At 62.1% G+C, this 24,381-nt stretch carries 15 protein-coding genes; 4 read left to right on the top strand and 11 right to left on the bottom strand.

Going from position 1 to position 24,381, the window contains the following annotated elements; all coding sequences use genetic code 11:
* The first annotated feature begins 43 nt into the window (after nt 1-43).
* Entirely contained in the window at nt 44-2,467 is a 2,424-nt protein-coding gene (locus tag ASD58_RS24335) for a sialidase family protein (RefSeq protein ID WP_082565652.1), read from the top strand.
* Nucleotides 2,468-2,527: 60 nt separating this feature from the next.
* Here ASD58_RS24335 and ASD58_RS24340 read toward each other — a convergent pair whose 3' ends face one another.
* The 6 genes from ASD58_RS24340 to ASD58_RS24365 form a co-directional block, all read right to left on the bottom strand.
* The gene (locus ASD58_RS24340) at nt 2,528-4,777 is read right to left on the bottom strand and encodes a glycoside hydrolase family 3 C-terminal domain-containing protein (RefSeq protein WP_229210091.1); all 2,250 of its coding nucleotides are present in this window, start codon (nt 4,775-4,777) and stop codon (nt 2,528-2,530) included.
* 120 nt (nt 4,778-4,897) lie between these two features.
* Nucleotides 4,898-6,961, bottom strand: coding sequence for a beta-galactosidase (locus ASD58_RS24345; protein WP_057263986.1), 2,064 nt, complete (start codon nt 6,959-6,961; stop codon nt 4,898-4,900).
* A gap of 221 nt (nt 6,962-7,182) precedes the next feature.
* Nucleotides 7,183-8,370: a DNA-binding transcriptional regulator gene (locus ASD58_RS24350; RefSeq protein WP_057263988.1), complete on the bottom strand. Its 1,188-nt coding sequence runs from the start codon at nt 8,368-8,370 to the stop codon at nt 7,183-7,185.
* A gap of 335 nt (nt 8,371-8,705) precedes the next feature.
* Nucleotides 8,706-9,947: a helix-turn-helix domain-containing protein gene (locus ASD58_RS24355; RefSeq protein WP_082565653.1), complete on the bottom strand. Its 1,242-nt coding sequence runs from the start codon at nt 9,945-9,947 to the stop codon at nt 8,706-8,708.
* Nucleotides 9,948-10,062: 115 nt separating this feature from the next.
* Nucleotides 10,063-12,303 carry a glycoside hydrolase family 3 C-terminal domain-containing protein gene (locus tag ASD58_RS24360; protein ID WP_057263990.1) on the bottom strand — a complete coding sequence of 747 codons (2,241 nt, stop codon included), beginning with the start codon at nt 12,301-12,303 and terminating at the stop codon, nt 10,063-10,065.
* 140 nt (nt 12,304-12,443) lie between these two features.
* The gene (locus ASD58_RS24365) at nt 12,444-13,850 is read right to left on the bottom strand and encodes a glycoside hydrolase family 5 protein (protein ID WP_229210092.1); all 1,407 of its coding nucleotides are present in this window, start codon (nt 13,848-13,850) and stop codon (nt 12,444-12,446) included.
* Nucleotides 13,851-14,129: 279 nt separating this feature from the next.
* Here ASD58_RS24365 and ASD58_RS24370 point away from each other — a divergent pair, with 279 nt between their 5' ends.
* On the top strand, nt 14,130-16,160 hold the full coding sequence (locus ASD58_RS24370; RefSeq protein WP_229210093.1) for a beta-galactosidase: 2,031 nt from the start codon (nt 14,130-14,132) through the stop codon (nt 16,158-16,160).
* 27 nt (nt 16,161-16,187) lie between these two features.
* On the opposite strand, the gene ASD58_RS24375 is transcribed toward ASD58_RS24370, so the two are convergent.
* Genes ASD58_RS24375 through ASD58_RS24385 form a run of 3 tightly spaced genes read right to left on the bottom strand, consistent with a single transcriptional unit; the run spans nt 16,188 to nt 19,449 of the window.
* On the bottom strand, nt 16,188-16,910 hold the full coding sequence (locus ASD58_RS24375; protein ID WP_057263996.1) for a GDSL-type esterase/lipase family protein: 723 nt from the start codon (nt 16,908-16,910) through the stop codon (nt 16,188-16,190).
* Between the two features lie 4 nt (nt 16,911-16,914).
* Nucleotides 16,915-18,174, bottom strand: a complete 1,260-nt coding sequence (locus ASD58_RS32390) for a GDSL-type esterase/lipase family protein (RefSeq protein ID WP_057263998.1) — start codon at nt 18,172-18,174, stop codon at nt 16,915-16,917.
* A 45-nt stretch (nt 18,175-18,219) separates the two neighbouring features.
* On the bottom strand, nt 18,220-19,449 hold the full coding sequence (locus ASD58_RS24385; RefSeq protein WP_057264000.1) for a DUF418 domain-containing protein: 1,230 nt from the start codon (nt 19,447-19,449) through the stop codon (nt 18,220-18,222).
* A gap of 51 nt (nt 19,450-19,500) precedes the next feature.
* On the opposite strand from ASD58_RS24385, the gene ASD58_RS24390 reads away from it, so the two are divergent.
* Nucleotides 19,501-20,760 (top strand): anion transporter, encoded by a 1,260-nt coding sequence (locus ASD58_RS24390; protein ID WP_229210094.1) that lies wholly within the window; start codon nt 19,501-19,503, stop codon nt 20,758-20,760.
* Nucleotides 20,761-20,772: 12 nt separating this feature from the next.
* On the opposite strand, the gene ASD58_RS24395 is transcribed toward ASD58_RS24390, so the two are convergent.
* Both ASD58_RS24395 and ASD58_RS24400 read right to left on the bottom strand, forming a co-directional pair.
* Nucleotides 20,773-22,074, bottom strand: coding sequence for an alpha-L-fucosidase (locus ASD58_RS24395; protein WP_162253059.1), 1,302 nt, complete (start codon nt 22,072-22,074; stop codon nt 20,773-20,775).
* Between the two features lie 38 nt (nt 22,075-22,112).
* Nucleotides 22,113-23,054 (bottom strand): esterase family protein, encoded by a 942-nt coding sequence (locus ASD58_RS24400; RefSeq protein WP_162253060.1) that lies wholly within the window; start codon nt 23,052-23,054, stop codon nt 22,113-22,115.
* Nucleotides 23,055-23,240: 186 nt separating this feature from the next.
* Between ASD58_RS24400 and ASD58_RS24405 the strand changes: the two genes are divergently transcribed.
* Nucleotides 23,241-24,245: a sugar kinase gene (locus ASD58_RS24405; protein WP_057264006.1), complete on the top strand. Its 1,005-nt coding sequence runs from the start codon at nt 23,241-23,243 to the stop codon at nt 24,243-24,245.
* Nucleotides 24,246-24,381 lie beyond the last annotated feature (136 nt).

Genomic DNA, 24,381 nt, shown 5'->3' on the forward strand with positions numbered 1-24,381 from the left:
CAACTTGCGTATGCGGCAATTGACACTTATTCGAAGGGGAAGCATGAACAAATTCAAAATGCGGACGATCGTCCTCGCGATCATCGCGGCAAGCCTCGCCGCAGGCTGCGGCGGTGGCTCGAGCGGCTCCGGCGGCGGAACGGCTACCGGCAGCACGGGCAGTACGCCGGGCACAGGCAGCACGGGCAGCACAGGCACCCCACCTGCCACCGGTGGAACCGATACCGGCACCCCGCCTGCCACTGGCGGCAGCACCGACACTGGCAGCACCGGGGGCGCATCGGCCAGCAAGGGTACCACCTGGAACAGCGTGAAATGGGGCGGCGGCGGCTATGTCAGCGGCCTGATTTTCCATCCGACGACGGCCAACCTGCTGTACGCACGCACCGACATCGGCGGCGCCTACCGCTGGAACCAGGCTACCTCGTCCTGGACGCCGATCACCGACGGCCTGGGTTTCGGCGCGGCCGAGAGCAAATACCACGGCATCGAAAGCATCGCCCTCGACCCGAATAACGACCAACTGGTCTACATGGCAACCGGCATGTACACCTTTGAAGGCAATGGCCGCCTCTACATCTCCAGCGACCGCGGCGACCACTGGACGCACGTCGACCTGCCTTTCGCGCTGGGCGGCAACAATCCCGGCCGGGCCATGGGCGAACGCCTGATGGTCGACCCGAACAAACCTTCGACCCTGTTCTACGGCTCACGCGCGTCGGGCCTGTGGAAGAGCACCGACTCGGGCAAGACATGGGCACAGGTGACGGCACTGTCCTCCGTCAAGATGACGTCGGACCAGATCGGCGCCGCAAATGGTGCGATGGGCGTCGAGCTGGTGGTCTACGACACCGGCACCAAGGGCAGCGGCACGGCCACCCAGACCATCTATGCCGCCATCGCACCGGACTACGTCAGCGTTGCGGGCCTGGCATCGAATATGTACAAGTCCACCGACGGCGGCGCGAGCTGGTCGCCGGTCCCGGTGCCTGTCTCCGGCTATCACATCCCCCACATGGTGCGCGCTGCAGACGGCATGTTCTACGTGGTATTCACCAAGGATACGGGCCCTGGCGCCGGCGGCCCTGGCCGTTTCTACAAGTTCGACGGCAGTACCTGGACCCTGCTCAAGAGCGAAGACCCGCTTAACGGAACCAACTTCGGCCTTGGTGGTGTTTCCGTCCAGGGCAGCGGCGCCACCACCCGCATTGCGCTGGGCGTGACCAATTCCTGGGGCAATTTTAGCGGCCAGCAGACCGTACAGCTGTCCGACGACGCCGGCAAGACCTGGCGCGAAATCGAAGCGATGACGCCGGGCGAAAACGCCTCGGGCTGGGTCGACGATGTCGAGATCGATCCGGCCAACCGCGACCACATCCTGCACGTGCACGGCGGCGGCATCATTGAAACCAAGAACGCTTCTTCGGCTTCCCCGACCTGGAGCGGCAACATCACCAATATCGAGGAAACCGCGACCCTGTCGCTGGTGACGCCGCCGGCTGGCGCACCGTACAAGTTCATCAACAGCGCGGGCGATATCGGCACCTGGCTGCAGACGGACGTTACCGTCAAGCCAACCTTGGCCCCGACCTCCAACTGGAGCAACGGCAACGCCGCCGACATGGCGTGGGCCGACCCGCTCTTCATCGCCGGCGCGGGCGTGGCGAACTGGAACGGCACCGGCAGCTTCGGCTTCTGGTCCGGCGACGGCGGCAAGACCTGGTCGAACTTCGCGACCCTGCCCGCCGGCGCGCAGGCCAATACCGGGTCCAGCGCCAGCGTGGCAGTCCCGGCCCGCAACAGCATCATCTGGGCCCCGGCCAACTCGGTACCGTCCTACACCACCAATAACGGCGCCAGCTGGACCGCCACCAACCTGCCGCCGCTTCCCGCAGTCGCGCAAGGCTGGGACCGTGGTTACCACCTGGTCGCCGACCGCAAGAATCCGAACAAGGTGTACGCCTACGATTCCGGCGGGGCAAGCTGGGCAACGGCAGGCAAGTTCTATGTATCGACCGATGGTGGCCACACCTTCACATTGAGCCAGGGCTCGGTCACGGTCAACCTGGCACCCAAGGCGTTCTGGGAGACTTCGGTTGCCGTCAACCCGAACGCGGAAGGCGACTTGTGGCTGGCTGACGGCAACACGGTCTACCACTCGGTGGATTCCGGCGCGACCTGGACCAAGCTGAACAACTTCGCATCGGGCGCGGGCACGCAGGGCGCCAGCCTGATCGCGCTGGGCAAGGCAGCCAGCGGCGCCAAGTACTCCGCCGCAATTTACGTGGTCGGCACGATGGGCGGCGTGTGGGGGGTGTACCGCTCCGACGACGCCGGTGCGACCTGGACCCGCTTCAACGACGACGCCCACCAGTTCGGCGGCATCGGTGTGCTGGCTGCGGACCAGAACACGTATGGCCGGATCTACGTCTCCGGCACCGGCCGCGGCCTGTTCTACTCGAACTAAGGGCAGCCGGTCGTAGAGAGACCGTCCCTTCGAAAAGGGGCGGTCCGGCAAGCGGTCAGCTTAGCGCAGCCGCTTGCCCTTCACGTCGTAAATGGCCGATTCCAGGTGCACGACCTGGCTTACGGCCTGGCTGCCGGCCGCGTCGGCCGCCAGGATCACCTTGTAATCCCCCGCAGCGACCTGCCACGTCTTGGAGGCAGAGTCATACGTTGCCAACAAGCGCGGATCGACTGTCACCTCGCCCCTCGCGCTCGCGCCCGGCTTCACATCGACTTTCTGGAAGCCCGCCAGGCGCTTCGGCGCCTCCCAGCGCACACCAAGCGGAGCCACGTAGACCTGCGCCACTTCCTTGCCCGCCAGCTTGCCGACGTTTTTCACCGTGAATGAAGCGTGCAGGATACCGTCCCTGACCGTTGCTGCCAGGCCGGATAGCGTGAATTCCGAATACGACAGGCCGTGGCCGAAGGGGAACAGCGCCTGCTGCCCTTTGAGGTCGAACCATTTGTAGCCCACTGCCGCGCCTTCGTGGTAGTCGACGTCGAAGCGGCGATCCTGCACTTCGGGATAGCCATCAAGCACCGGGCGCGGCAATTGGGATTCCGACGCTGGGAAGGTGACCGGCAAATGCCCGGACGGGTTGATTTCGCCGAACAACACGCTGGCGATCGCTTCGCCGCCGCTGGTGCCGGGATACCAGGCCTCCAGCACCGCCGGCACCTGCGACAGCCACGGCATCGTGACTGCGCCGCCGGTTTGCAGTACCACCACGGTTTTCGGGTTGGCCGCCGCCACCGCGGCAATCAGCTCATCCTGCTTATCCGGCAGCGTCAGGCTCGGCGCATCATACGCTTCGGCGGTCCATTGGTTGGCAAACACCAGCACGACGTCGCTCTCGCGCGCCAGGCGGGCAGCGGCCGCCACGTCTCCCCCATCGTGGAAAGCCACGGTCGCCGACGGCACACGCCGCTGGATCGCTTTCAGCGGCGCGGACGGATAATACGTGATCGGTCCCGGCCAGGCTTTCGGCCCCAGGCCCGGCACGGCGTTGCCACCGTCCGCCGACACCAGGGAGGAACCGCCGCCAGCCAGCACGCCCTTGTCGGCATAGCCGCCAATCACGGCGATGCGCCGCGCGGACTTAACCAGCGGCAGCAGGCCGGCGGCGTTTTTCAGCAGCACCATGCCTTCCTGAGCATCTTTCAGCGACACCGCGGCGTGCGCCTTGCGGTCTATGGTCTCCGGCGCCGGCTTGACGGGATGGTCCACCACGCCGTGCTCGAACATCGCGTGCAGCACACGGCGTGCCATATCGTCCAGGCGCGCTTGCGGCACCCAGCCATTGAGCACGGCTTCCTTCAGCGGCGGACCGAAATAGTCGGCCAGATCGAATGGCATGCCCGACTGCTGGTCCAAGCCTGCATTCGCGGCCGGAATCGTGCTATGCAGCGCGCCCCAGTCGGACATCACCCAGCCCTTGAAGCCCCAGTCCTGCTTCAGCACTTCGGTCAGCAGGTAACTGTTCTCGCAGGCATAGACGCCGTTCAGGCGATTGTATGAACACATCACCGCGCCGGGATTGCCCTCCTCCGCCGCGATTTGCAGCGCCAGCAAATCCGACGTGCGAGCCGCCTGGTCGCCGATCTTGACATCCAGCGTCGTGCGCCCGGATTCCTGGTCATTCAGCGCAAAATGCTTGAGGGTGGAAATCACCCGGTTCGACTGGATGCCGCGGATCTGCGCCCCGACTATTTTCCCGGCCAGCAGCGGGTCTTCGCCGCCATATTCAAAGTTGCGGCCATTGCGCGGCTCCCGCACCAGGTTCACGCCGCCCGCCAGCATGACGTTGAAGCCGAAGGCGCGCGCCTCCGCACCGATCATCGCGCCGCCGTCCTGGGCCAGTTTGAGGTCCCAGGTGGCGGCCGTGTTCATGCCCGATGGCAGTGCTGTACCGGGGCGGGTATCCGGACCGGCCTGGCTGGCCACGCCAAGGCCCGCATCGGTTTCCCACAGGTGCGGGATGCCCAGGCGCGGCACGCCGTAAATAAAGCCGGCCGACTGCAGGCGGGATTCCGCCGGACGGGTGGATTTTTTGTAGTCCATGTCGGCGCCCAGATAGCCATAAACCAGCTTGAGCTTTTCGTCCAGGGTCATGGCCCGGACCGCAAGTTCGGCGCGTTCCCCGGGCGCCAGGCGGGAGTTCATCCAGGGCTGGTCGCCAGGCGCCGCATTGGCAAAGGCAAGCCCGCCTTGAGGGGCCAGGATGGTGCCGTAGCACATTGCGACGGCAAGGAAAATTCTATTCAGTTTCATGTGTGCTTTCATCGAAAAATGGGCAGCCGAAGCCGCCCCTGAAAGCATTCTGGAAGCCGCGTCATGCCGCAGCAATTGTGAAAATCACCAGTCCGTACAACGATTTTTTACATAGCTGCGTCACTTCTCGAGCAGTTCGACTCCCGACGGCTCCAGGCGCAGCACGCCTTGCCAGCGTTTCCCAGTGAGTACCCCGTTCATGGCGCCCTCGATCACCACGTCCTTGGGCTCGCCCGTGGTATTGACGTATAGCTTACGGCCTTCCACAACACGCGCATAGACCCCATCGGGGGTTTTCGGCCCCGGCGTAATGCCCAGGCTGGCGTAAAGCTGGCGGTACAGGAGCCCCATGAGTTGCGGATGCGCCGCCGTGGCAACGTAGATGGCGCGTCCCTTGCCGAAGCGGTTGACTGTGATGGCCGGCACGTTGCCGTCCGAGTTCGAGAAGCGCGCCAGCACCTCGGCGCTGGACGGTTCCAACACCTCATAGGGACCCAGCTCGGCCTTGACCTCCTCGCCGCCGATCGTGGTCTGCAGCGTACCGGCGTTGTAGAAGGCGTTGGTGCGCAGGCCGAATACGTCAGTCAGGCCGCCGGGCAGCGGCGTGTCGAACCACTGGTTGTTGTCGTTCACCTTGGCCGACTGCGCGGTCATGATGACCGTGCCGCCATCCGACACGAACTTGCGAAGGTTCGTCCTCGAAGCGGTATCCAGCAAGTACATGCCGGGCACGATCACCAGTTTGTATCGGCTCAGGTCCTCATGGCCGATGTGGATGACGGCCACATCGATATTGTCCTTGAACAGCGGCTCATATGCGCCGTGCGCCTGCTTCATGTAGCCCGGGTTGACGTATGGCCGCACCGTGTTGTTCATGCCTTCCTTCGGCAAGTTGGTGGCGATGATGTTGTCGAACGCGTAGGCGATGGCCACCTTGGGCTCTTGCAGGCGCGGGAAGCCCAGCTTTTCCAGCTTGGCGAATTCCTTCGCGATAGTAGCGAACTCGTCGAGCTTCCAGGAAGGCCGGTCGTCGTGGTCGATCAGGCCGAACAGCGCCTGTTCCTCGCCGCCGTGGTGGCTGTGCCAGGTCCAGGGCATCACCGCCTGCGCGCCCATCAGCAGGCCGAAGTGCGCCCACATGCGCGAACGTCCCGGCGTGCCGTAGTAGCCTGGCCCACCCGCAGTAAACTCGTTGAACCAGATCGGCGCCTTCATACCGGCCCGCATCATCGTGGATTCAAACCCGGCGCTCAGCGGGTCGCCCGGATAGAAGCCCATCGCGCCATAGCTCGCATACTTGCGGTAGTTGGCCAGCATGTCGAAACCTTTGCGCCAGGCGCTGTCCCACAGGTTGGAGATGGCGGGCTTGTCCGGCACGTTCTTCTTGCGCACCGCTTCAAGCAGCTCCAGTACTTCAACGGTCTGGTCCGACCAGAAACGCCGCATGTCGAGATAGCGCTCGTAGGGTCCAGCGCCCTCGATATACGGCAGGCGCACCTCATCCCAAGTGTTGAGGTGGCGCGACCAGCGCTGCGTGGCCCAGGCCTTGTTCAATGCGTCCATGCTGCCGTACTTGCGTTTGAGCCAGCCGATGAAGCGCTTGCGGTCGGCCTCGGAGTACGACACCATGCCATTCCCGCTCTCGTTGTTGTAGCCGATGGCAAACAGTGCCGGATGTTTTGCATAACGCCTGGTCATGGTGTCGGCCAGGCGCACCAGCAGGCGCCTGTAGTCCGGATCGCTGGTGTCGTCCATGTAGCGTTCGACCGGATCGAGCCGCGCGCCGCGCTCGGTGACAATGTCGACGCCCGGGTACTTCTTGTGCAGCCAAACCGGCGCAGGTTGGCCTGGGATATCCATGATGACCTTCAGGCCCGCGGCTTGCATGCGGTCCATGATCCAGTCGAACAGCGTGAAATCGAATTTTCCTTCGGCCGGTTCGAAGGCGTCCCACGCCAGGTCGCCCATGCGCACGACCTTCATCCCGGCCTGCTTCATGCGTTGGATGTCGCGCTCGATCTGGTCGCGGCCACTACGGTCGAAGGGTTGGTAGTTGGTGCCGACAAAAAGCTGGCCGGCGCCTGGCCATTCAGGATGGCCTTCAGCAGTTTGGGACCAGGCATCTGCGGTGGTGAAGCCGGCCAGCGCCAGCGCGCAGGCGGCGGCAATTCTTTTGAATTTCATTGTCTATGCGGGGTAAAGTTGAAATGCTCGCATCGCATTCTGCGAGCGCCCGCATCGCACTTCAATTGCGAAAATGGTCAACGCAGTCAATGAAATTCATCGGCAGGAAAATCGGAGGCACGCCGAGGGCCACCGCAGTGGCGCCCTGCACGCCCGGCCAATTGTTGCTGTCCCGGCAGGTGAGCGCAGGCCCCAGGAAAAAGGGCCCGCAGGCCCTTGGTTCATTCCGTTTCCACCGCCAGCGCCCTGTCGCGGTAGGCCCTCGGCGTACAACCGAGCTCGCGCTTGAACACCAGGTGCATGTATTGGGTCGAGGTAAAGCCGCAGCCCAGTGCCACGTCGGCAATACTGCGCTCGCCGCACTCCAGGCCGGCCTTGGCGGCATCGAGCTTGAACTGCAAGATCACGTCGTGCACGCTGCAACCGAGCTCCTGGCGGAAATAGGCTTCGAGCGAAGAACGCGAGACGCCGACATATTCCGCCACCTGGTGCGTCTTGATGCCCTGGCAGGCGTACTGGCGGATGAAATGGCGCGCCCGTGCCACGTGGGGATGGCGCACAGCCTGGTGCTGGCTCGATGCGAATACATTGATCCCGGCCGGCGGCATCAGGATGCGCGTGTTCGACAGGCGCACCCCATGCAGCATCTGGTCCAGCAAGTGCGCTGCGGTGCGTCCCATTTCCTGGGCGCCCTGGATGACGGAGCTGAGCGGAATGCGGGTCAGCATGCGCACCAGCGGGTCGTTGTCGATGCCGATCAAGGCCACCTGCTCCGGCACCGCGATGCCGGCAATGATGCAGGCCTGCAGCAGCTGCCGCGCCCGTGCATCGGTGACGGCGATGATGCCGACCGGCTTGGGCAGGCTGCGCAACCAGGCGATCTGTCCTTCCACCGATTCATCCCAGGCCGAAGCGCTGGTCTCGCAGCCGCGGAAGATCGGCGCTTCCATCTTGTCCGCTTCCATCAGGGTGCGGAAGGCATTCTCGCGTTCCTGCGCCCAGCGGTTTTCCTTGGCCTTGGGCAGGCTGAACATGGCAAAGCGGTGCAAGCCGACATCGATCAGGTGGTCGCGGGCCAGTTTGATCAGCTTGAAATTGTCAGTGGCCACATATGGCAGGCCGCGCGGATATTCGGCTTCGTCCGAGTAGGAGCCGCCAACTGCCACTACCGGAACGCTGCAGCGGGACAGTGCCGCCGCGACCGCAGGATCGTCGAAATCGGCGATGATGCCATCGCCTTGCCAATTTTCAATTCCCGCCAGGCGCAGGCGAAAATCCTCTTCCAGAAATAAATCCCAGGTGGCCCGGGTACTGCCAAGATAGGCAGCGATGCCGGAAATAACCTCGCGGTCAAAACTCTTGTTTGCATTAAACAGCAAGGCAATACGGTGTGCTTTCGAAGTATTCATAATCGCCAATCGCCAAACAGGTTTCAAATGAATGCTAGGAAGCGGACTGTGTCGCAATGACACGCTTGCGCGGCATATTGCCTGTTCGAACGAATTTCGCCGGGGGATTATGTTTACCGCTGCTGGACCAAATAGTTTTCATGGTGTCTCCAATTAGCCGGGCTGGCGCCGCGGATGGTTCCGGGGCGCTGTTGCTATTTTTTTATTTAGTGGATAGCGGAAGCTAAGCCACAGCCCAAGCATAGGCGGACACCCCCGCAAGCCAGTAACGCCCACGGGAGAATTTCTATCAATATGCAAAAATTGCGATTAGTTCTGCAGGGAGTGCAAGTGCGTCAGGCGGATGGTACGCCTTCAGGGGACGGGGTGTCGGCAGGATTGTCGGCAGGATTGTCGGCCAGGACGGCGGCGTCCGGCGACTCCAGTTGGCTGGCCAGGGAACGGAAGGCCTTCGGCGTGCAGCAGTATTCTTCCTTGAACAGCTTATTAAAATATGAAACGTTGGAGTAACCGACAGAATAAGCGATTTCCGCCACGGCCGCACCACTTTTTTCCGCCAATAACCTGGCAGCTTCAGTCAACCGCAATTTATTCAGGTAACTGGTAAATGTCATGCCCAATTCGGTTTTTAAAACCTCATTGACTTTATTGCGGTTGGTGCCGGTTGCCAATACCACGGATTCCAGGTCCAGCTCGGTATTCGTATAATTGGTCGCGATATAGCGCAGGACGGTCGCCTTTTCCTTATCCTTGTACGGTTCGAGGGTTAATTGCCGGTAAGCGACCAGTGGCAAATCCTTCTTCATCTTCAGATTCAGGCTGGCGGTCAGCGCGTGGGCGTGGGCACGGAAGAACCATACCGCGAACGCCAGCCAGCTCGCCAGCAGGACGATCGCCAGCGCGCCGATGTAGCGGTAGTCGCGGCCATTCAAGGTCAGTTCGCTGATGTCCAGGTAGGAGTCAACGCCCATCGGGCTTTGGCTGCTGGTACCGAAGACTATCTTTGACACCTTGTTCAATTCATAACCCTGGTGCGACAGGTCCAGCTTGACCGAATAGAACCACCAGTCCGGGATGGCGAGCCGCGTCAGGTCGAGCGTAACCGGCACGCCCCGTGCATTGCAGGAGAAATAGGTCCCCGGCGAGCGATAGGTGATGAAATCGCCGACCCTGGAGATTTTGTCGTCGAAGGTTGAGATCCCGAAGATCATCGAGTTCGATGGCGCGCACTTGGCCAGGAAGGAAATTTCGCTATAGCGGGTCCAGTCGGCCTGGGCCAATTTTCCCTTGGCATCGTGAAGGAGCATGCCCGCGGAGGTAAAAGGATACTGCCCGACCTTGGTCAACTTGAAGTCGAAGCGCAACTGCTCGCGCTGGGGATCGGGGATACGCGCAGTCGAAGTGCCCCCCATCGCCGCGTCCGTGTTGGTCATGTAATGCCAACCCGCGCCGGCCTTGTTCGTTGCCAGCAGGGGAACCGACAGGTAGCTTTGGTAGATCAGGAAAAACGCCAGCACCGCATCGCCGATCACCAGGGCGATCAGTGCCAGCAGCGCCTTCTTATAAAACTCTTGCATTATTTAAAATGGTTGAACTGTCTCTTTCGATGCAATGCCTCTTGCCGGGCCTGCTATTTGCATCATAACAGTTCAACCAGTTAAAGGGGACCAATCGTGCTCCCCTCCCCCTCGTTCAGCGCGAACGGTGCAACGGCTTGCCGTTGACGTCATAGCTCACCGCTTCCAGGTGGACCACGGTGCTGATCGCGCCAGCACCCGCCGCATCGGCCGCCACGGTGACTTTGTAATCGCCTTTGGCGACCTTCCAGGTCTTGCTGGCCGAATCGTACATGGCCAGCAGGCGCGGGTCGACCGTAACCGAGGCTTTGGCTGCGCCGCCCGGCTGCAGGTCGACCTTCCGGAAACCGGCCAGGCGCTTGGGCGCTTCCCACTTGGCCTTGAGCGGCGCCACGTATACCTGTGCCACTTCCTTGCCCGCCAGCTTGCCGGTATTTTTCACCGTGAACACCGCCTCCAGCGTGCCGTTCTTCACGCTGGCAGACAAGCCGCTGAAACCGAACTCGGTGTACGACAGGCCATGGCCGAACGGGAACAGCGGCTTCAGCCCCTTCAGGTCGAACCATTTGTATCCCACAGCCGCACCTTCATGGTAATTGACGTCGAAACGCTTGTCGGCGACCTCGGGATAGCCATCCAGCGCCGGGCGTGGCAGCTGCGATTCGGACGCCGGGAAAGTGGCCGGCAGGTGGCCGGACGGATTGACTTCGCCGAACAGCACGCTGGCGATCGCTTCCCCGCCGCTGGTACCTGGATACCAGGCTTCCAGCACTGCCGGTACCTTCGGCAGCCAGGGCATGGTGACGGGGCCGCCGGTTTCCAGCACCACCACCGTTTTCGGATTGGCCGCACCCACCGCCGCGATCAACTCATCCTGCTTGCCGGACAACGACAGGTTGCCCGCGTCGAGCGCTTCGCCGACCCATTGCGTGCCGAATACCAGCACCACGTCGCTCTCCTGCGCCAGTTTCGCTGCCGCTGCCACGTCGCTGCCGTCGTTGAACGACACCTGTGCCGTGGGCGCGCGCTTCTGGATCGCTTTCAGCGGCGACGACGGGTAATACATGATCGGGCCCGGCCAGATTTTCGGTTCCAGGCCAGGCACGGCATTGCCGCCGTGGGGATAAACCAGCGATGAACCGCCGCCGGCCAGCACACCCTTGTCGGCATAGCCGCCGATCACGGCGATGCGCTTGACGGACTTCGCCAGCGGCAGCAGGCCACCTTCATTCTTCAGCAGCACCATGCCTTCCTGCGCGTCCTTTTGCGAGACGGCGGCGTGGGCATTGAAATCGATGGCGTTCGGAGCGGATGCCACTGGATGGTCGACCACACCGGCTTCAAACATGGCATGCAGCACGCGGCGCGCCATATCGTCCAGCCGTGCCTGCGGCACCCAGCCATTCAGCACGGCTTCCTTCAGCGGTGCACCGAAATAGTCGGACAGGTCGAACGGGAAGCCCGATTGCTGGTCCAGCCCCGCATTGGCGGCCGGGATGGTGCTGTGGGTCGCGCCCCAGTCGGACATGACCCAGCCCTTGAAGCCCCAGTCCTTCTTCAACACTTCGTTCAGCAGATAGCTGTTCTCGCAGGCATACACGCCATTGACGCGGTTATACGAGCACATGACCGAACCAGGCTTGCCCTCTTCGTTTGCAATCTGGAAGGCCAGCAAGTCCGACATGCGTGCCGACTGGTCGTCGATCTTCACGTTCAGGGTGGTGCGGCCGCTTTCCTGGTCATTCAGCGCGTAGTGCTTCAGCGTCGACACCACATGGCTCGACTGGATACCCTTGATCTGGGCGCCGACCATCTTGCCGGCCAGGAGTGGATCTTCGCCTCCGTATTCAAAATTGCGCCCATTGCGCGGGTCGCGCATCAGGTTCACGCCGCCAGCCAGCAGCACATTGAAGCCGTAGCCGCGCGCCTCGGCACCGATCATGGCGCCGCCCGCGAATGCAGTCTGCGGGTCCCAGGTCGCCACTGTGTTCAGCCCGGATGGCAGCGCAGTGGCCAGCCGCACGTGCGGGCCGCCCTGGCTCGCCACGCCGACGCCGGCGTCGGTCTGCCACAGGTTGGGAATGCCCAGGCGCGGCACGCCGTACACGAAACCAGCCGACTGGTTGTACGACTCATCCGGACGTTTGAACTTCTTGGCCTCTTGATCCATGCCGAAGTAGCCGAAGACCAGCTTCAGCTTTTCGTCCATGGTCATTTCCTTGACCACCAGCTCGGCGCGCTCGGCGGCGCCCAGCTGCGTATTCATCCAGGGTTTTGCATCCGATGCGGCCAGCGCAGACCCGCAGCACATGGCAACCGCGGCGGACAGGAGACTGATCGTTTTCTTCAATTTCATGGGTTCCTCGAAAAAAGGGGCGGCCGTGGGGCCGCCCCGAAAACTACCGGAAAGGGTAGAGGAGACTACAGGGTACAACAGGAGCACCAGGAAGGCGGGCCGGCATCAACCGCCCCGCGTCCAGGTCAAAACTGGTACAACTAACGCGGCCGGGCCGCATCAACAATGGCCGATATCACATCGGGGAAAGTCTGCTTGCCGGTCGCGCGGTCGAAAAGGCCCATCTGGTGGTTGGCGGCATAGCCGTTATCCCAGTACATCGGCACCACGCCGCGCGTCCATGCAGCCTGCGTAATATGCTGGTCCCAATACTTGCGGTTGACGCCGGATGGATCATGTTCCGTGCGCCGGATAGCCCCGTATTCACCAAGCAGGACCGGCACGCCTTTGTCGATAAAGCCGTTCTTCATTTTCTGGAACTGGCGGTCGGCGTGTGGCTCATTAAACCCGCCGGATGGATCGGCCGCCTGGCCCCACTTCCAGGAAGCGCTCTTCTCGTCCAGCGCAAAGCTGTAAGGGTCGTAGTAATGGACCTCCAACATCATGCGATTGGCGACGCGGTCGGCCGGCATGGTGGCGTTGCAGCTGACAGAGTGATCGATATTGGTGTTGAAGGCCTGGACCACCAGGTGGCGGGTAGCGTTATTGCCGCCCGTAGCGCGCACGGCGGAGATGAAGGCCTGGTTGAAGCCTTTCTGCACCTCGCAGTATTCGGCAGTAGGCGCGTTATAGTCGCCATCGACCATGACTTCGTTGGTGCCGGCAAACAGCAGCGTGTCGTCGTGATTCCTGAAATTGTTGGCAATCTGGGTCCAGAACATGGCCAGCCTGGCGTTGGCCATGGCCTGCGCGGCGAAGGTTGGCTGCATCCAGCCGCCATCCCAATGGATGTTGATCATCGCAACCAGGCCGGCGTTATGGGCATAGTTGACGACTTCGGTCACGCGCTCCATCCATTGCGGACTGATATTGTCATCGGCATCGGCGTACTGTTTCCACGACACTGGGATCCGCACGCTCCTGAAGCCGGCTTCCCTGATGGCGTTGAACAGCGCTTGGGACGCCTTGGGATTGCCCCAGCCGGTCTCGTTGAAATTGCGGCTGCCCCAGATGTAGGCGCGGCCCGTTGCCTCCAGCGCATTGCCCAGGTTCCAGCCAGGCGCCATTTGCGCCGACAACTGCATGCTGGTCATATCGCGCATGACGCCAACGCGCGCGGCATGCGCCGCCCCGGATTGCAAGCTGCTTGCGCCGGCCTTAAATTTGATCCAGTACCAGTAGACCGTGCCCGGAACCGCACTACGGTCGACATAACTGGTAGCGCTCTTCTCCGGCAGCGCGACCTGGCTGGCGCCTGCCATGCTGCTGTCGGTATCGCGGTATACCTGAAGGTCGCTGACGGCTCCTTCGACGGTCCATTCGAGGCGGACGTCACTGCCGCTGCCGTTGGCACTCAGGCATACGATTGCCCCGCCACCGCCACCGCAGTTCTGCGCCTGTGCCAATGGCGCAGAACACAGCGCCAATGCCAGGACCGCATTTGTCACCCCAGGTTTCATCGTTCTGCCTTTTCCCTTGTTCCAGTGTGCATTGTGTAAGTTGCTCCATGCCGCTGCAATTGCAAAATACGCCAACGCGGAATATGAAATTGCGCAGACCGCGGTTAAAACATTGGCTTGCAGCGATAGTATCCACACAATGGGGACATTGGAAAACAACACCGGGGATAATCTTCAATGCTTCGACAGAAACTACTCTTTTCCGCGCTCGCCTGCGCGTTCGCCGGCGCGGCCTGGGCTCAGGCGCCCTCTTCCGCAGTGCCGCCCATGTCCACCATCCTGTACGGTACGGCTTACTACCACGAGTACATGCCTTACGAACGCCTTGAAAAAGACGTGCAGATGATGAAAGCCGCCGGCTTCAACGTGGTACGCCTGGGGGAATCGACCTGGAGCCTGTGGGAACCCGAAGACGGCCGCTTCGAATATGCCTGGATGGATCGTGTGGTCGATGCCATGGGCAAGGCAGGCATCAAGGTCATCATGGGTACGCCAACCTATTCCATCCCCGCATGGATGGCCAGGCAGAACCCGGAAATCCTGGCCCGCAAGTTCAACGGTGCGCAGAATATGTACGGCATGCGGCAGAACATGAATACCGACTCGGCGGCTTACCGCTTCTATGCCGAGCGCCTGATCCGCAAAATTACCAGCCGTTACAAGGACAATCCGAACGTGATCGGTTGGCAGGTCGACAACGAGACCGGCACCTACGGCGCGGCCAATGAAGATGTATTCGTGCGTTTCCAGCACCACCTGGAAAAGAAATTCGGCACACCCGAAAACCTGAGCAAGGCATGGTTCCTCAATTACTGGGGCCAGGACTTGCACTCCTGGGCCGACCTGCCACGTCCCGACGCGGCCCAGAGCACGGGCTACAAGCTTGAATGGTCGCGCTGGGGCCAGATGCGCGTGACCGACTTCCTGCACTGGCAGGCGAAGCTGGTGCGCGAATGCGCGTCGGCGCGCCAGTTCGTGACGCACGACTTCGCCGGTTCCATGCATAGCGACGTCAATGAGGAAGCCGTGTCGGCCGCACTCGACGTGCCGGCAGTGAATATCTACCACTGGGGCCAGCGCGAATACTACAATGGCGCCGATCAAACCATGCAAGCGGACTTCACCCGCTCGCTCAAGCGCAATAACTTCCTGGTCACCGAGACCAACGCGCAGACCACGGACTGGAGCTCCTCGTTCCAGTATCCGCCATACGACGGCCAGTTCCGGCAGGACGTCTACACGCACCTGTCCAACGGCTCGAACATGGTCGAATACTGGCACTGGTCGTCGATCCATGCCAACCAGGAGACCTACTGGAAAGGCGTGCTGTCGCACGATATGGAGCCGAACCGCGCTTATGCGGAAATGAGCCGCACCGGCCGCGAGCTGCAGAAGATCGGCCCGCGCCTGGTCAACCTGAAACTGCGCAACGACGTTGCCATCTTGTGGAGCCGGGACTCGCTGAATGCACTCAACGACATGCCTTTCGCCAAGGACTCCCAATGGGGTGGCGGCGGCAGCAAGGCCGATTACGGCTCACTGGTGCGCCAGGTGCATCGCGCCCTGTACGACATGAAGGTCGGCACCGACTTCGTGTTCCCGGAGGTGCAAGACTTTTCACAATACAAGCTGCTGATCGTGCCGGCCCTGTACGTGGCCGACGACGCGCTGCTGAAGCGCATTGCCGACTACATCCGCAAAGGCGGCCGCGTGGTGATGACCTTCAAGAGTGGGTTCACCAACGAAAACGCTGCAGTTCGCTGGTCGATGGCACCGGGGCCGCTGCGCGACGCGCTGGGATTCCATTACCAGGAATTCTCCAACCTGGCGCAGCCCCTGACGCTGAAAGGCGATCCATTCCAGGCAGGCGGCGACAACAAGGTCCAGTACTGGGCCGAGTTCCTGCAGCTCGATACCGCAAAGGCCCTGGCCTACTACGACCATCATTTCTTCGGCCGTTGGCCGGCCATCACGCAGAACCAATACGGGGCCGGCAAGGTGATCTACGAGGGAACCTACCTGACGGACAAGCTGCAGAAGGCGGTGCTGAAGACGGCGTTGGAGGATGCGGGACTGTCCAGTCCCCACCAGCAGTTGCCGGCACAAGTCCACACTCGCAGCGGCACCAATGATTACGGCAGGACGGTACGCTATTTCTTCAACTATTCCGGCGCCGCCGCCAGCTTCAAGTACCAGTACAAGGGCGGCACCGACCTGCTCACATCCCGCCCGGTCAAGGCCGACGAAACGGTTAGCCTCGGTCCCTGGGACCTGGCGATCGTGGAGGAAAGTCGCTAGGAAGTCAGGCGCCCGGGCGCCTGCCGCTTATTTCAGGAGCGCCTCGATGTCGGGGCGAATCGCTTGCGCCAGCAACTGGTAGCCCTTCTCCGAGAAATGCAGGAGGTCGGGCTGCAGCTCCCTGGACAGGACGCCGCCTTCGCCCAGGAAGACAAGGCCATAGTCACGGTAGAAGATGTTCTTGCCATTTCCCAGCGTTCTGACCTTCAGGTTCAGCGCGATAATGCGCCGGCGCTCCTCCGAATCCGGCGCGCTTTCCGGCAGCACGGCATTGAGCAGGATGCGCGCTTGCGGATACTGCTGCCTAAGCTTCGCCACCACGGCCTCGATACCGCTGAATACCTCGTCGGCGCCCTCATTGCACAGGTTGATGTTATTCACACCAATCATCAGCACAACCAGCTTCGGCCTGAGCGCGGCGATGGCGGGATCCTGCAAACGCCACAGGACATTGCCGGTGTGGTCGCCGCCAATGCCGAAATTGGCAGCCTTGAGCGGGCCGAAATGCTTGTCCCACAGGTCTTTCGGCCACATCTCGGTAAGGGAGTCGCCAACGAACATCACATCGACATCGCCCTTCGCGGCGCGGGCCGCCTGGTCGGAGTACATCTGGTGCCAGCGCTCGACCGACATCCAGGGATATTCGACGTAGCGCTCGGCCGGTACCGTGGCGCAATTCCCTGCCCACGCCGATTGGGCAGTGCAAGCAGCCAGTAGCAGGCACACAGCCGCCGCTTTGAAGATAGCCATAGGTTTAATCCACCAATAATTTTTTCAACACGGGATCCATGCTGCGCGCCCAGATTTCATAACCCTTTTCCTGCGGATGCAGGAGATCCGGCATCACTTCGCGCGACAAGGTGCCATCCGCGTTAAGCAGCGCGGCATTGATGTTCGCGAAGAATACGCGATGCCCGTCCGCGTAGTTGGCAATGATTGCGTTCACGCTCTCGTTGAGCCGGCGCAGCAAGGCCGACGGCTGTTCCTCGCGCGGGAAAACCGCCAGCAAAAGTACTTTCGTCTTCGGCAGGCGGTTATGCAGCTCGTCAATGATAGCCTTCACGCCCGCGGCGGTGGCAGCAGGATCATCGTTGCGGTCACCGGTATTGTTGGTACCGATCATCAGCACGGCCACTTTTGGCGCAATGCCATCCACCTCGCCATGGCGCAGGCGCCACAGCACATTTTCCGTGTGGTCGCCGCCGAATCCCAGCGCCACGGCATCGTATTTCGCGTAATAGCGCTGCCACACGGCCTGGCCCGAATTCTCCCAGCCCTCGGTGATGGAGTCGCCAATGAAGACGAGCTTCGGCGATTTTCCGGCCGCCTTGAGCTTACGGACTTCCTCCAGCTTTCTCTCGTGGCGCGGCAACCAGCCGGACAAGGCCCAGGCATGCGACAAGGGTTCCGGCGTCAGCGCTTGCACCCGATAATCGGTGCAGTGCTGATTTGCCTTGCCGCTGCGGACGAATTTGATATCGGCCAGCACCACCTGGCCGCTGCCGTTTGCCTCCAGCGCGAAAGGCCCACCCACCTTGCTGAAGTCGTCGTCCTGGCGCGCAAAACAGGAGAGTGCGAAAGAAAGGTGCTGCCAGCCTTTGCCTTGCAAGGCCTGGCCCGGCAGCACAAACGGCACCTTGCGATAGCAGTCCTGCCCGCAGCGTATGACAAAGTAAATTCCGCCCTTTTCAAGCTGCTGGACATTGATGTCGAATTCCAGCGTGCCGCTTGCGGCGAAAGACCGCAAGTCGAGCGGCGCACCACCGTCGAAACGCAGGCTGGTGTGCCACACATCCCGCCACTGCAGGGTAAGCGCGCCTTGCCGGCCGTCGACTTCATCGACGCGGATTCCCGCCACCCCGGTGGGCGAGGCCTCAAGGGCGCCAATTGAAACGCTCCATGAAGGCATTGGCCTGCCGGCATACAAGGCGATTTCGCTTGCATCGCCGGCATGTACAGCGGAAGAGACGGCTGCCAGGAGCAGCAGAGCTGAAAAGTGTCTTAGGATTCTCATCCTGCGATTTTGCTGCGGTCCACCGCGCCGGCGCAATTATGAAAATCACCAGGCGCCGGAACGATTTTCGGCAATCTCCGGCATCCTCCTCCGGAACGGCACATCCACCGTCTGGTAGGTCGCGGCGCGCCATATCCATTCCAGCGGCCCATACGCGAACCACCCGAACCACCAATGGGCGAACGCCACCTGCACCGCGAACGCCGCCAGGGCAAGCAGAACTGCCGTCGACTGCAGCATGGTCGCATGAAGGCCAAGACCGAAGCTGTAAAAGACCGGTACGAATACCAGCGATTGCGCCACGTACAGGCTCAGGGTCATTCGGCCGACAGGCGCGAGCAGCTTCAACACGGCGTGACCCGGCCCGTAATAAAGCAACAGTAAGCCGAACAACAACACCGACATGATGCAAAGGTTGGTCAGGCTGCCAGCGATGGTCCCGGCAACGCTGCGCGGCATGAACATCGCGGGGGTCGCCGGCACCAGCGCTACCAACCCTTCCCCCCATTTCGACATGACGGCCAGGGCCAACACCGCTGCCGCGAGCCCGGCGTAGCGCGCCGCCCTGAAGCGGCCGGGATCGGAAAAGAAGCCAATTCGGCCGAGCACCATCCCGATGAGTGATAGCCCGAGTATCTGGCTCAATCGGCCCGATTCGGCCATGAAGCCCCATGTGACGAGATGGCCGTCGGTCCAGTTCATCCGGATGGTTTCGAGCAGGCTGTCGCCGGTCAGGTACACCTGCGGCGTAGGGCTGGTCCAGAAATACGGCGCCTCATTGGCCCAGGCCGCACCATTCAGGCCGCAGAACATTTTCAGCACCAGCGTAGGCTGCAGCAGGAAGAAGGCGGCGAGTGCAATGACCACACGGTTGGACCGGAGCCGGTAGAAAGGCAGCAGGAATAAGCCCATCAGGGCCAGCACCTGGAGCACGTCCCCGCGATACCACAGGCTGTGGGCGACGCCGATGACGGCCAGCACCACAAGCCGCCAGATGAAGCGGCCCGTGAAGTCAACGCCGCGCCGTGCCGACCTGTCCATGATGATGAAGAAACTCACGCCGAAACACAGCGCCAACAGCGCAAATGCCTTGTCGGCGAAGGTCTTGAAAACGGCATCGTGCCAGAGCAGTTGCACCGGGTCCGAGGTCGGATGCGCCCAGTAAAGTTCATACAGTTCGGGCATATGGACAAGGAAAAGCCCGAACAGCGCAAAGCCGCGCAAGGCATCGAGGCCCTCCATTCGTGGCATGACGTCGATTTTCCGGGCTTGCATTTTGCGCCCCTCTCAGGTCAAAGACAGTACATTTGTTAAAATTGGCGACGTTTGACTGCCACCGACACTGCGCCGCTCATGTCCACCACCATCCTCATTATCTTTCTCATCGTCTACCTCGGCATGATCCTTGGCGGGCTGCCTTTCCTGCAGCTTGACCGCACCGGCGTCGCGCTGCTCGGAGCCATTGCCCTCATCAGCGTCAACGCCCTCACCGTGGACGAGGCACTGGCATCGATCCATTTCCCCACCATGATCCTGCTGTTCTCCTTCATGGTGCTGTCGGCGCAGATGCGGCTGGGCGGCTTCTACGACTGGGTCACCGACAAGATGGCCGGGATGCCCGTCACGCCACCGCGCTTGCTCGCCGTCCTGATCGTGGTCACCGCAGGCTTGTCCGCGGTGTTCAGCAACGACATCGTCTGCCTGGCCGTTGCGCCCGTCCTGGTTGACGCTTGCAGGCAGCGCAAGGTTGCGCCCATCCCCTTCTTGCTGGCGCTCGCCTGCTCCGCCAATATCGGTTCCGCGGCAACCCTGATCGGCAACCCGCAAAACATGCTGATCGGCCAGACGCTGAAACTGCCGTTCGACGGGTACTTCCTGCAGGCGGCGATTCCTGTCGCCCTCGGCTTGTTCGCTTGCTGGGCCTTGATCGTGTGGCAAACCGCCGGCGCATGGCACGCACCGCGCAACGCCGAAGACGCCGCCGATGCCGAGGCCCCGCGCGAGGCAGTCCCGTTCGATGCCTGGCAGACCGGCAAAGGACTGGTGATCGCGGGGGCCCTGCTGGTGGCCTTCCTCTTCGCACCGTGGCCAAGGGAACATATGGCGCTGATCGGCGCCGGCATCCTGCTCACCAGCCGCAAACTCCATTCCCGCAAGATGCTCGGCCTGATCGATTGGGAATTGCTGGTGCTGTTCATGAGCCTTTTCGTTGTCAACCACGCGTTGCAGCGCACCGGCCTCACCGCCGATGCCATGCATTACCTGTCCGGCCACGGCGTGCAACTCGAGCGGCCAGGCACGCTGTTCGGTGCTACCTTCCTGCTGTCCAACCTGGTCTCCAACGTGCCCGCTGTCATGCTGCTTCTCCCCGTTGTGCAGCACGAAGTAGGCGGCGTCATGCTGGCCCTCGTCAGCACCCTGTCGGGCAATCTGCTGATTGTCGGCAGCATTGCCAACATCATCGTGGTCGATGCGGCGGCACGGCGCGGCATTGCCATCGACTGGAAACGCTTCGCCCGCGTCGGCGTGCCGGTGACCCTTGCCACCCTGGCCGTTTCCGGCGCCTACCTCGCGCTGAGGTTCTAGCGCCCGCGCGGTTCAGATCTTCAACGGCGCAATCTGCGAAGCCGGCGAATCGATCTGCACCGCGATCACCGTATCGATCGCTTCGCGGGCCGCAGCCGGCATGGTCAGCTTGATGCCGTCCGCGTCCTGGCTGAACGTGACCTTTTCTCCCGAAAGCAGCGTCGCCCGGACGATCCTGGCTGGCAGCGCCGGCAAAGTCAGCTTGTCGCCAGGCCATTGCAGGACATGCACATAAATGGTGTTGCCCCTGTGCGTCGAGGCGCCATATGCCCCAGGCAGGAAAGGACCGCCGCGCGTGCCGTAGATGCTCTGGCCGTACTTGTCCAGCCAGGCGCCGATCTCGCGCAGGCGTTGTGCCTGCTCCGGATCAATCCTGCCATCCGGCCCGGGCCCGACATTCAGCAGCAGGTTGCCATCGCGACCCGCAACATTGGCAAGCAGCTGGATGTAATACTTCAGCGGCTTCGGTTTCATGTTGGGCTGGTAGCCCCAGGCGCCGGCGATGGTGGTGCACAGCTCCCATGGGTGGGTGTTGTCGAAGTCCCCCAGCGCGCCGTCGCCTTCGCGCGAATGGAAGTCTTCAGGCATGTCGGCGCGGCCGTTGACCAGAACCTGCGGCTGCTTTTCCCGCAGCTTGCTGTACACCTGGTCCGAGCCCCAGCTGAAGCCACCCTTGTAATGCTTGCCATTTGGGCGCTTCGCCCACCCTACACCCCATTCCGCGCCATCCCAGTCGCCGCCGAAATTGAGCCAGTCCATTTCTCCGCCATCAAACCACAGCACGTCGAGTTTTCCGTAGTTGGACATCAGGCGGTCCATCTGGCGGTGATACTGGGCGCGCATCGCCTCGGCGTTTTCTCGCTGCAGGTCGGGGAAGAAGAAACCCGGGAAGCGCCAGTCCAGCGGCGAATAGTACAAGCCCACGCCAAGGCCGGCCTTACGCACCGCCTTCACGTAGTCGGCCACAAAGTCGCGGTGCGCTGCGCTGTTCACGCTGGTGAAAGGATTGTCCCCGTCATCGAACATGGCAAACCCGTCGTGATGCCGCGACGTCATCACCATATACTTCATGCCGGCCGCCTTGGCCAATTGCGCCCACTCATCCGGGTCGAAGTGGTCCGGCCTGAACTGGTCGGCCAGCTTGGCGTATTCGCCCACTGGAATCTTCTCGTTCCACTGTACCCATTCGCCCCGTCCGGGGACGGCATACAGTCCCCAATGAATGAACATGCCGAAGCGGGCCTGGCGCCACCAGTCGATGCGTTCCGCCTTGGGTTCCGCCGACATGGCCGGTACGCCGACCGTAGCGGTCATCAACAATGATGCCGCTAAAACTATTGACTTTAAATGCTTCATGATTGGACCACTGGTTGGCGGAAAATAAGCTGCGAAAAATGATAAAGGCTTTCGGCCCAGCTATCACGGTCATGTCCGTAGCCGTCGACATGCCAGATGTGCGGCACTTTATGCTGGCGCAGCGTGCGATGGAATTCCTGCGACACGCCTATCAGACCATCCTGTTCCCCGCAGGCCAGGTATATCAATTGCAGAGGGGGTTGTCCCGCTTCGAGCAGGGGCGACAGGCCGGCGGCGGCGCGTGTGTTGGGCGCCGCTGAAAATCCGGCCACTGCGGCAAAAGCATCGACGTGGCCGAGGCCAAAGTTCAGGGCCTGGCCGCCACCCATCGAAAGACCGGCAATCGCGCGCCCCCCGCGGCCAGGCACGGCCGGATAGGCGCGCTCGACGGCCGGGATCAGGTAGTCCAGCAAGTCCTGTTCGAATAGGGCAAAACCGGCGATATGTTCCGGCGAAAACTTGCGCTCCTCGGGCACCGGGCGGTCGTCCGGCAACGCGCGGCCATTGGGCATGACGACAATCATCGGCACCGCCTTGCCGGACGCGATCACATTATCGAGGATGGCGCCTGCGTGGACGTAGCCGGGCCATTCCTGGTGGTTCCCCGCCAAGCCATGCAAGAGGTACAGCACCGGGTAGCGCCGTTGCGGGGAGTAGCCGGCCGGCAGGTAGACGCTGGCTTTGCGCATGGTTCCAGTCACACCCGATTCGTAGCTGAACTCCACAATCGCGCCTTGCGCGACGCCGGGCTGCACATCGGCGAAACCGGCAGGCGGCACAGGAAACGCACGCACATCATCGGCATCGAGGGAAACTGCGCCGGGACGCGCAATCCTGTGCTGCTCGGGATTGGCAGCCGGATGGCCTGGCTGTACTGGCAGCGCACAAGCGGTTGCCAGCAGGCTTGCGGCGACTACAGCGGGGAATCTGTGGGGCATTGGATGCATTCCAGGCAGATGATCGGATGCGCCCGATTTTGGCCGCTGCCCCAAAGCCGGGCAATTCCAATATTCACCAAGCACACAAACGATTTTCCGCAGCAGGCCTTCGCTTGGCGGATTTCGTTGCCCCGCTTGGCAATTTTCGCCATTGCGCTGCAGCGGCGCAGTTCTCAAGATGCATGTATGGAAAATAACATTGTTTGCTTCGGCGAGCTTCTGCTGCGCCTGTCCGCACCTGCGGGCCAACTGATGCTGCAATCGCCGCACCTCGACACCTGCTTCGGCGGCGCCGAGGCCAACGTCGCTGTATCGCTAGCCCGCCTCGGTCACAGCGTTTCGGTGGTCAGCAGCCTGCCCGCGAATGCGCTGGGCACGGCGGTGCGCGACGGGCTGCGCATGCATGGGGTCGACACTGGCGCTATCCATTTCGCAGCGGGACGCCTCGGGCTATACTTCCTGACCACAGGTGCGGTGCTGCGCCCTTCCGAGATCATTTACGACCGCGCAGGATCGGTATTCGCCGAAACCGATCCCGCCGCATATAATTGGCGCGCTTTGCTGAAAGGCGCGACCTGGCTGCATGTTTCGGGCATTTCGGCCGCCACCGGCGACCGCGGCGCGCAGGCAACGCTGGCGGCCATGCGCGAAGCACGCGCACAAGGACTCAAAGTTTCCTTCGATGGCAATTACCGCGCTTCGTTATGGGCAATGCGCGGCAGCGACGGCGCCGATGTTCTGTGCGAACTGATGCGCCACGCCGACCTGGCGTTCGCCGACCAGCGCGATTTCGCGCTGCTGCTGCGGCGCCCCGAACTCGCCCGGTGCAGCACCGGCGAAGCGCTGACTGCGGCATTTGCAGCGTTTCCTCACCTGTCACAGGTGGCTGCGACCAGCCGCACCCAACTCGCCAACGACCATCACCGCCTCGGCGCGACGATGCACACGCGCAGCGGTCTGCTCCAGGCCCGCGAGTACCAGCTGCAAGGCATTGTCGATCGCATCGGAACCGGCGATGCCTTCGCCGCCGGCGTTTTACACGGCCTGTTGTGCGGCTGGGACGAGGACCGGTCGCTGGAATTCGGTCTGGCGGCGGCCGTGGTCAAACACTCGATCGCAGGCGATTTCAACCTGGCAGACGAAGTGCAGATCGAAGCCGCGCGCACAGGGACGCTCGACGTTCGCCGCTAACGCCGCCAAGACAGGTGCTTAAGGAATTTTGTCTGTTGTATTGGCGTTTTTTGTAATTGCCCGCCAATGCCAGGACTTGCACCATACGCATGCTGTCGCCGCATCGCGCCATGCGCGGCGCCGCTTGACCAGCGGC

Source organism: Duganella sp. Root1480D1 (assembly GCF_001427305.1).
Taxonomy (GTDB): domain Bacteria; phylum Pseudomonadota; class Gammaproteobacteria; order Burkholderiales; family Burkholderiaceae_D; genus Rugamonas.

What these genes read in the sequence shown, in the direction of transcription:
- ASD58_RS24335 (WP_082565652.1), top strand. Translation starts at nt 44, where the DNA reads ATGAACAAATTCAAAATGCGGACGATCGTCCTCGCGATCATCGCGGCA.
- ASD58_RS24340 (WP_229210091.1), bottom strand. Translation starts at nt 4,777, where the DNA reads ATGAAACTGAATAGAATTTTCCTTGCCGTCGCAATGTGCTACGGCACC.
- ASD58_RS24345 (WP_057263986.1), bottom strand. Translation starts at nt 6,961, where the DNA reads ATGAAATTCAAAAGAATTGCCGCCGCCTGCGCGCTGGCGCTGGCCGGC.
- ASD58_RS24350 (WP_057263988.1), bottom strand. Translation starts at nt 8,370, where the DNA reads ATGAATACTTCGAAAGCACACCGTATTGCCTTGCTGTTTAATGCAAAC.
- ASD58_RS24355 (WP_082565653.1), bottom strand. Translation starts at nt 9,947, where the DNA reads ATGCAAGAGTTTTATAAGAAGGCGCTGCTGGCACTGATCGCCCTGGTG.
- ASD58_RS24360 (WP_057263990.1), bottom strand. Translation starts at nt 12,303, where the DNA reads ATGAAATTGAAGAAAACGATCAGTCTCCTGTCCGCCGCGGTTGCCATG.
- ASD58_RS24370 (WP_229210093.1), top strand. Translation starts at nt 14,130, where the DNA reads ATGTCCACCATCCTGTACGGTACGGCTTACTACCACGAGTACATGCCT.
- ASD58_RS24375 (WP_057263996.1), bottom strand. Translation starts at nt 16,910, where the DNA reads ATGGCTATCTTCAAAGCGGCGGCTGTGTGCCTGCTACTGGCTGCTTGC.
- ASD58_RS32390 (WP_057263998.1), bottom strand. Translation starts at nt 18,174, where the DNA reads ATGAGAATCCTAAGACACTTTTCAGCTCTGCTGCTCCTGGCAGCCGTC.
- ASD58_RS24385 (WP_057264000.1), bottom strand. Translation starts at nt 19,449, where the DNA reads ATGCAAGCCCGGAAAATCGACGTCATGCCACGAATGGAGGGCCTCGAT.
- ASD58_RS24395 (WP_162253059.1), bottom strand. Translation starts at nt 22,074, where the DNA reads ATGACCGCTACGGTCGGCGTACCGGCCATGTCGGCGGAACCCAAGGCG.
- ASD58_RS24400 (WP_162253060.1), bottom strand. Translation starts at nt 23,054, where the DNA reads ATGCCCCACAGATTCCCCGCTGTAGTCGCCGCAAGCCTGCTGGCAACC.
- ASD58_RS24405 (WP_057264006.1), top strand. Translation starts at nt 23,241, where the DNA reads ATGGAAAATAACATTGTTTGCTTCGGCGAGCTTCTGCTGCGCCTGTCC.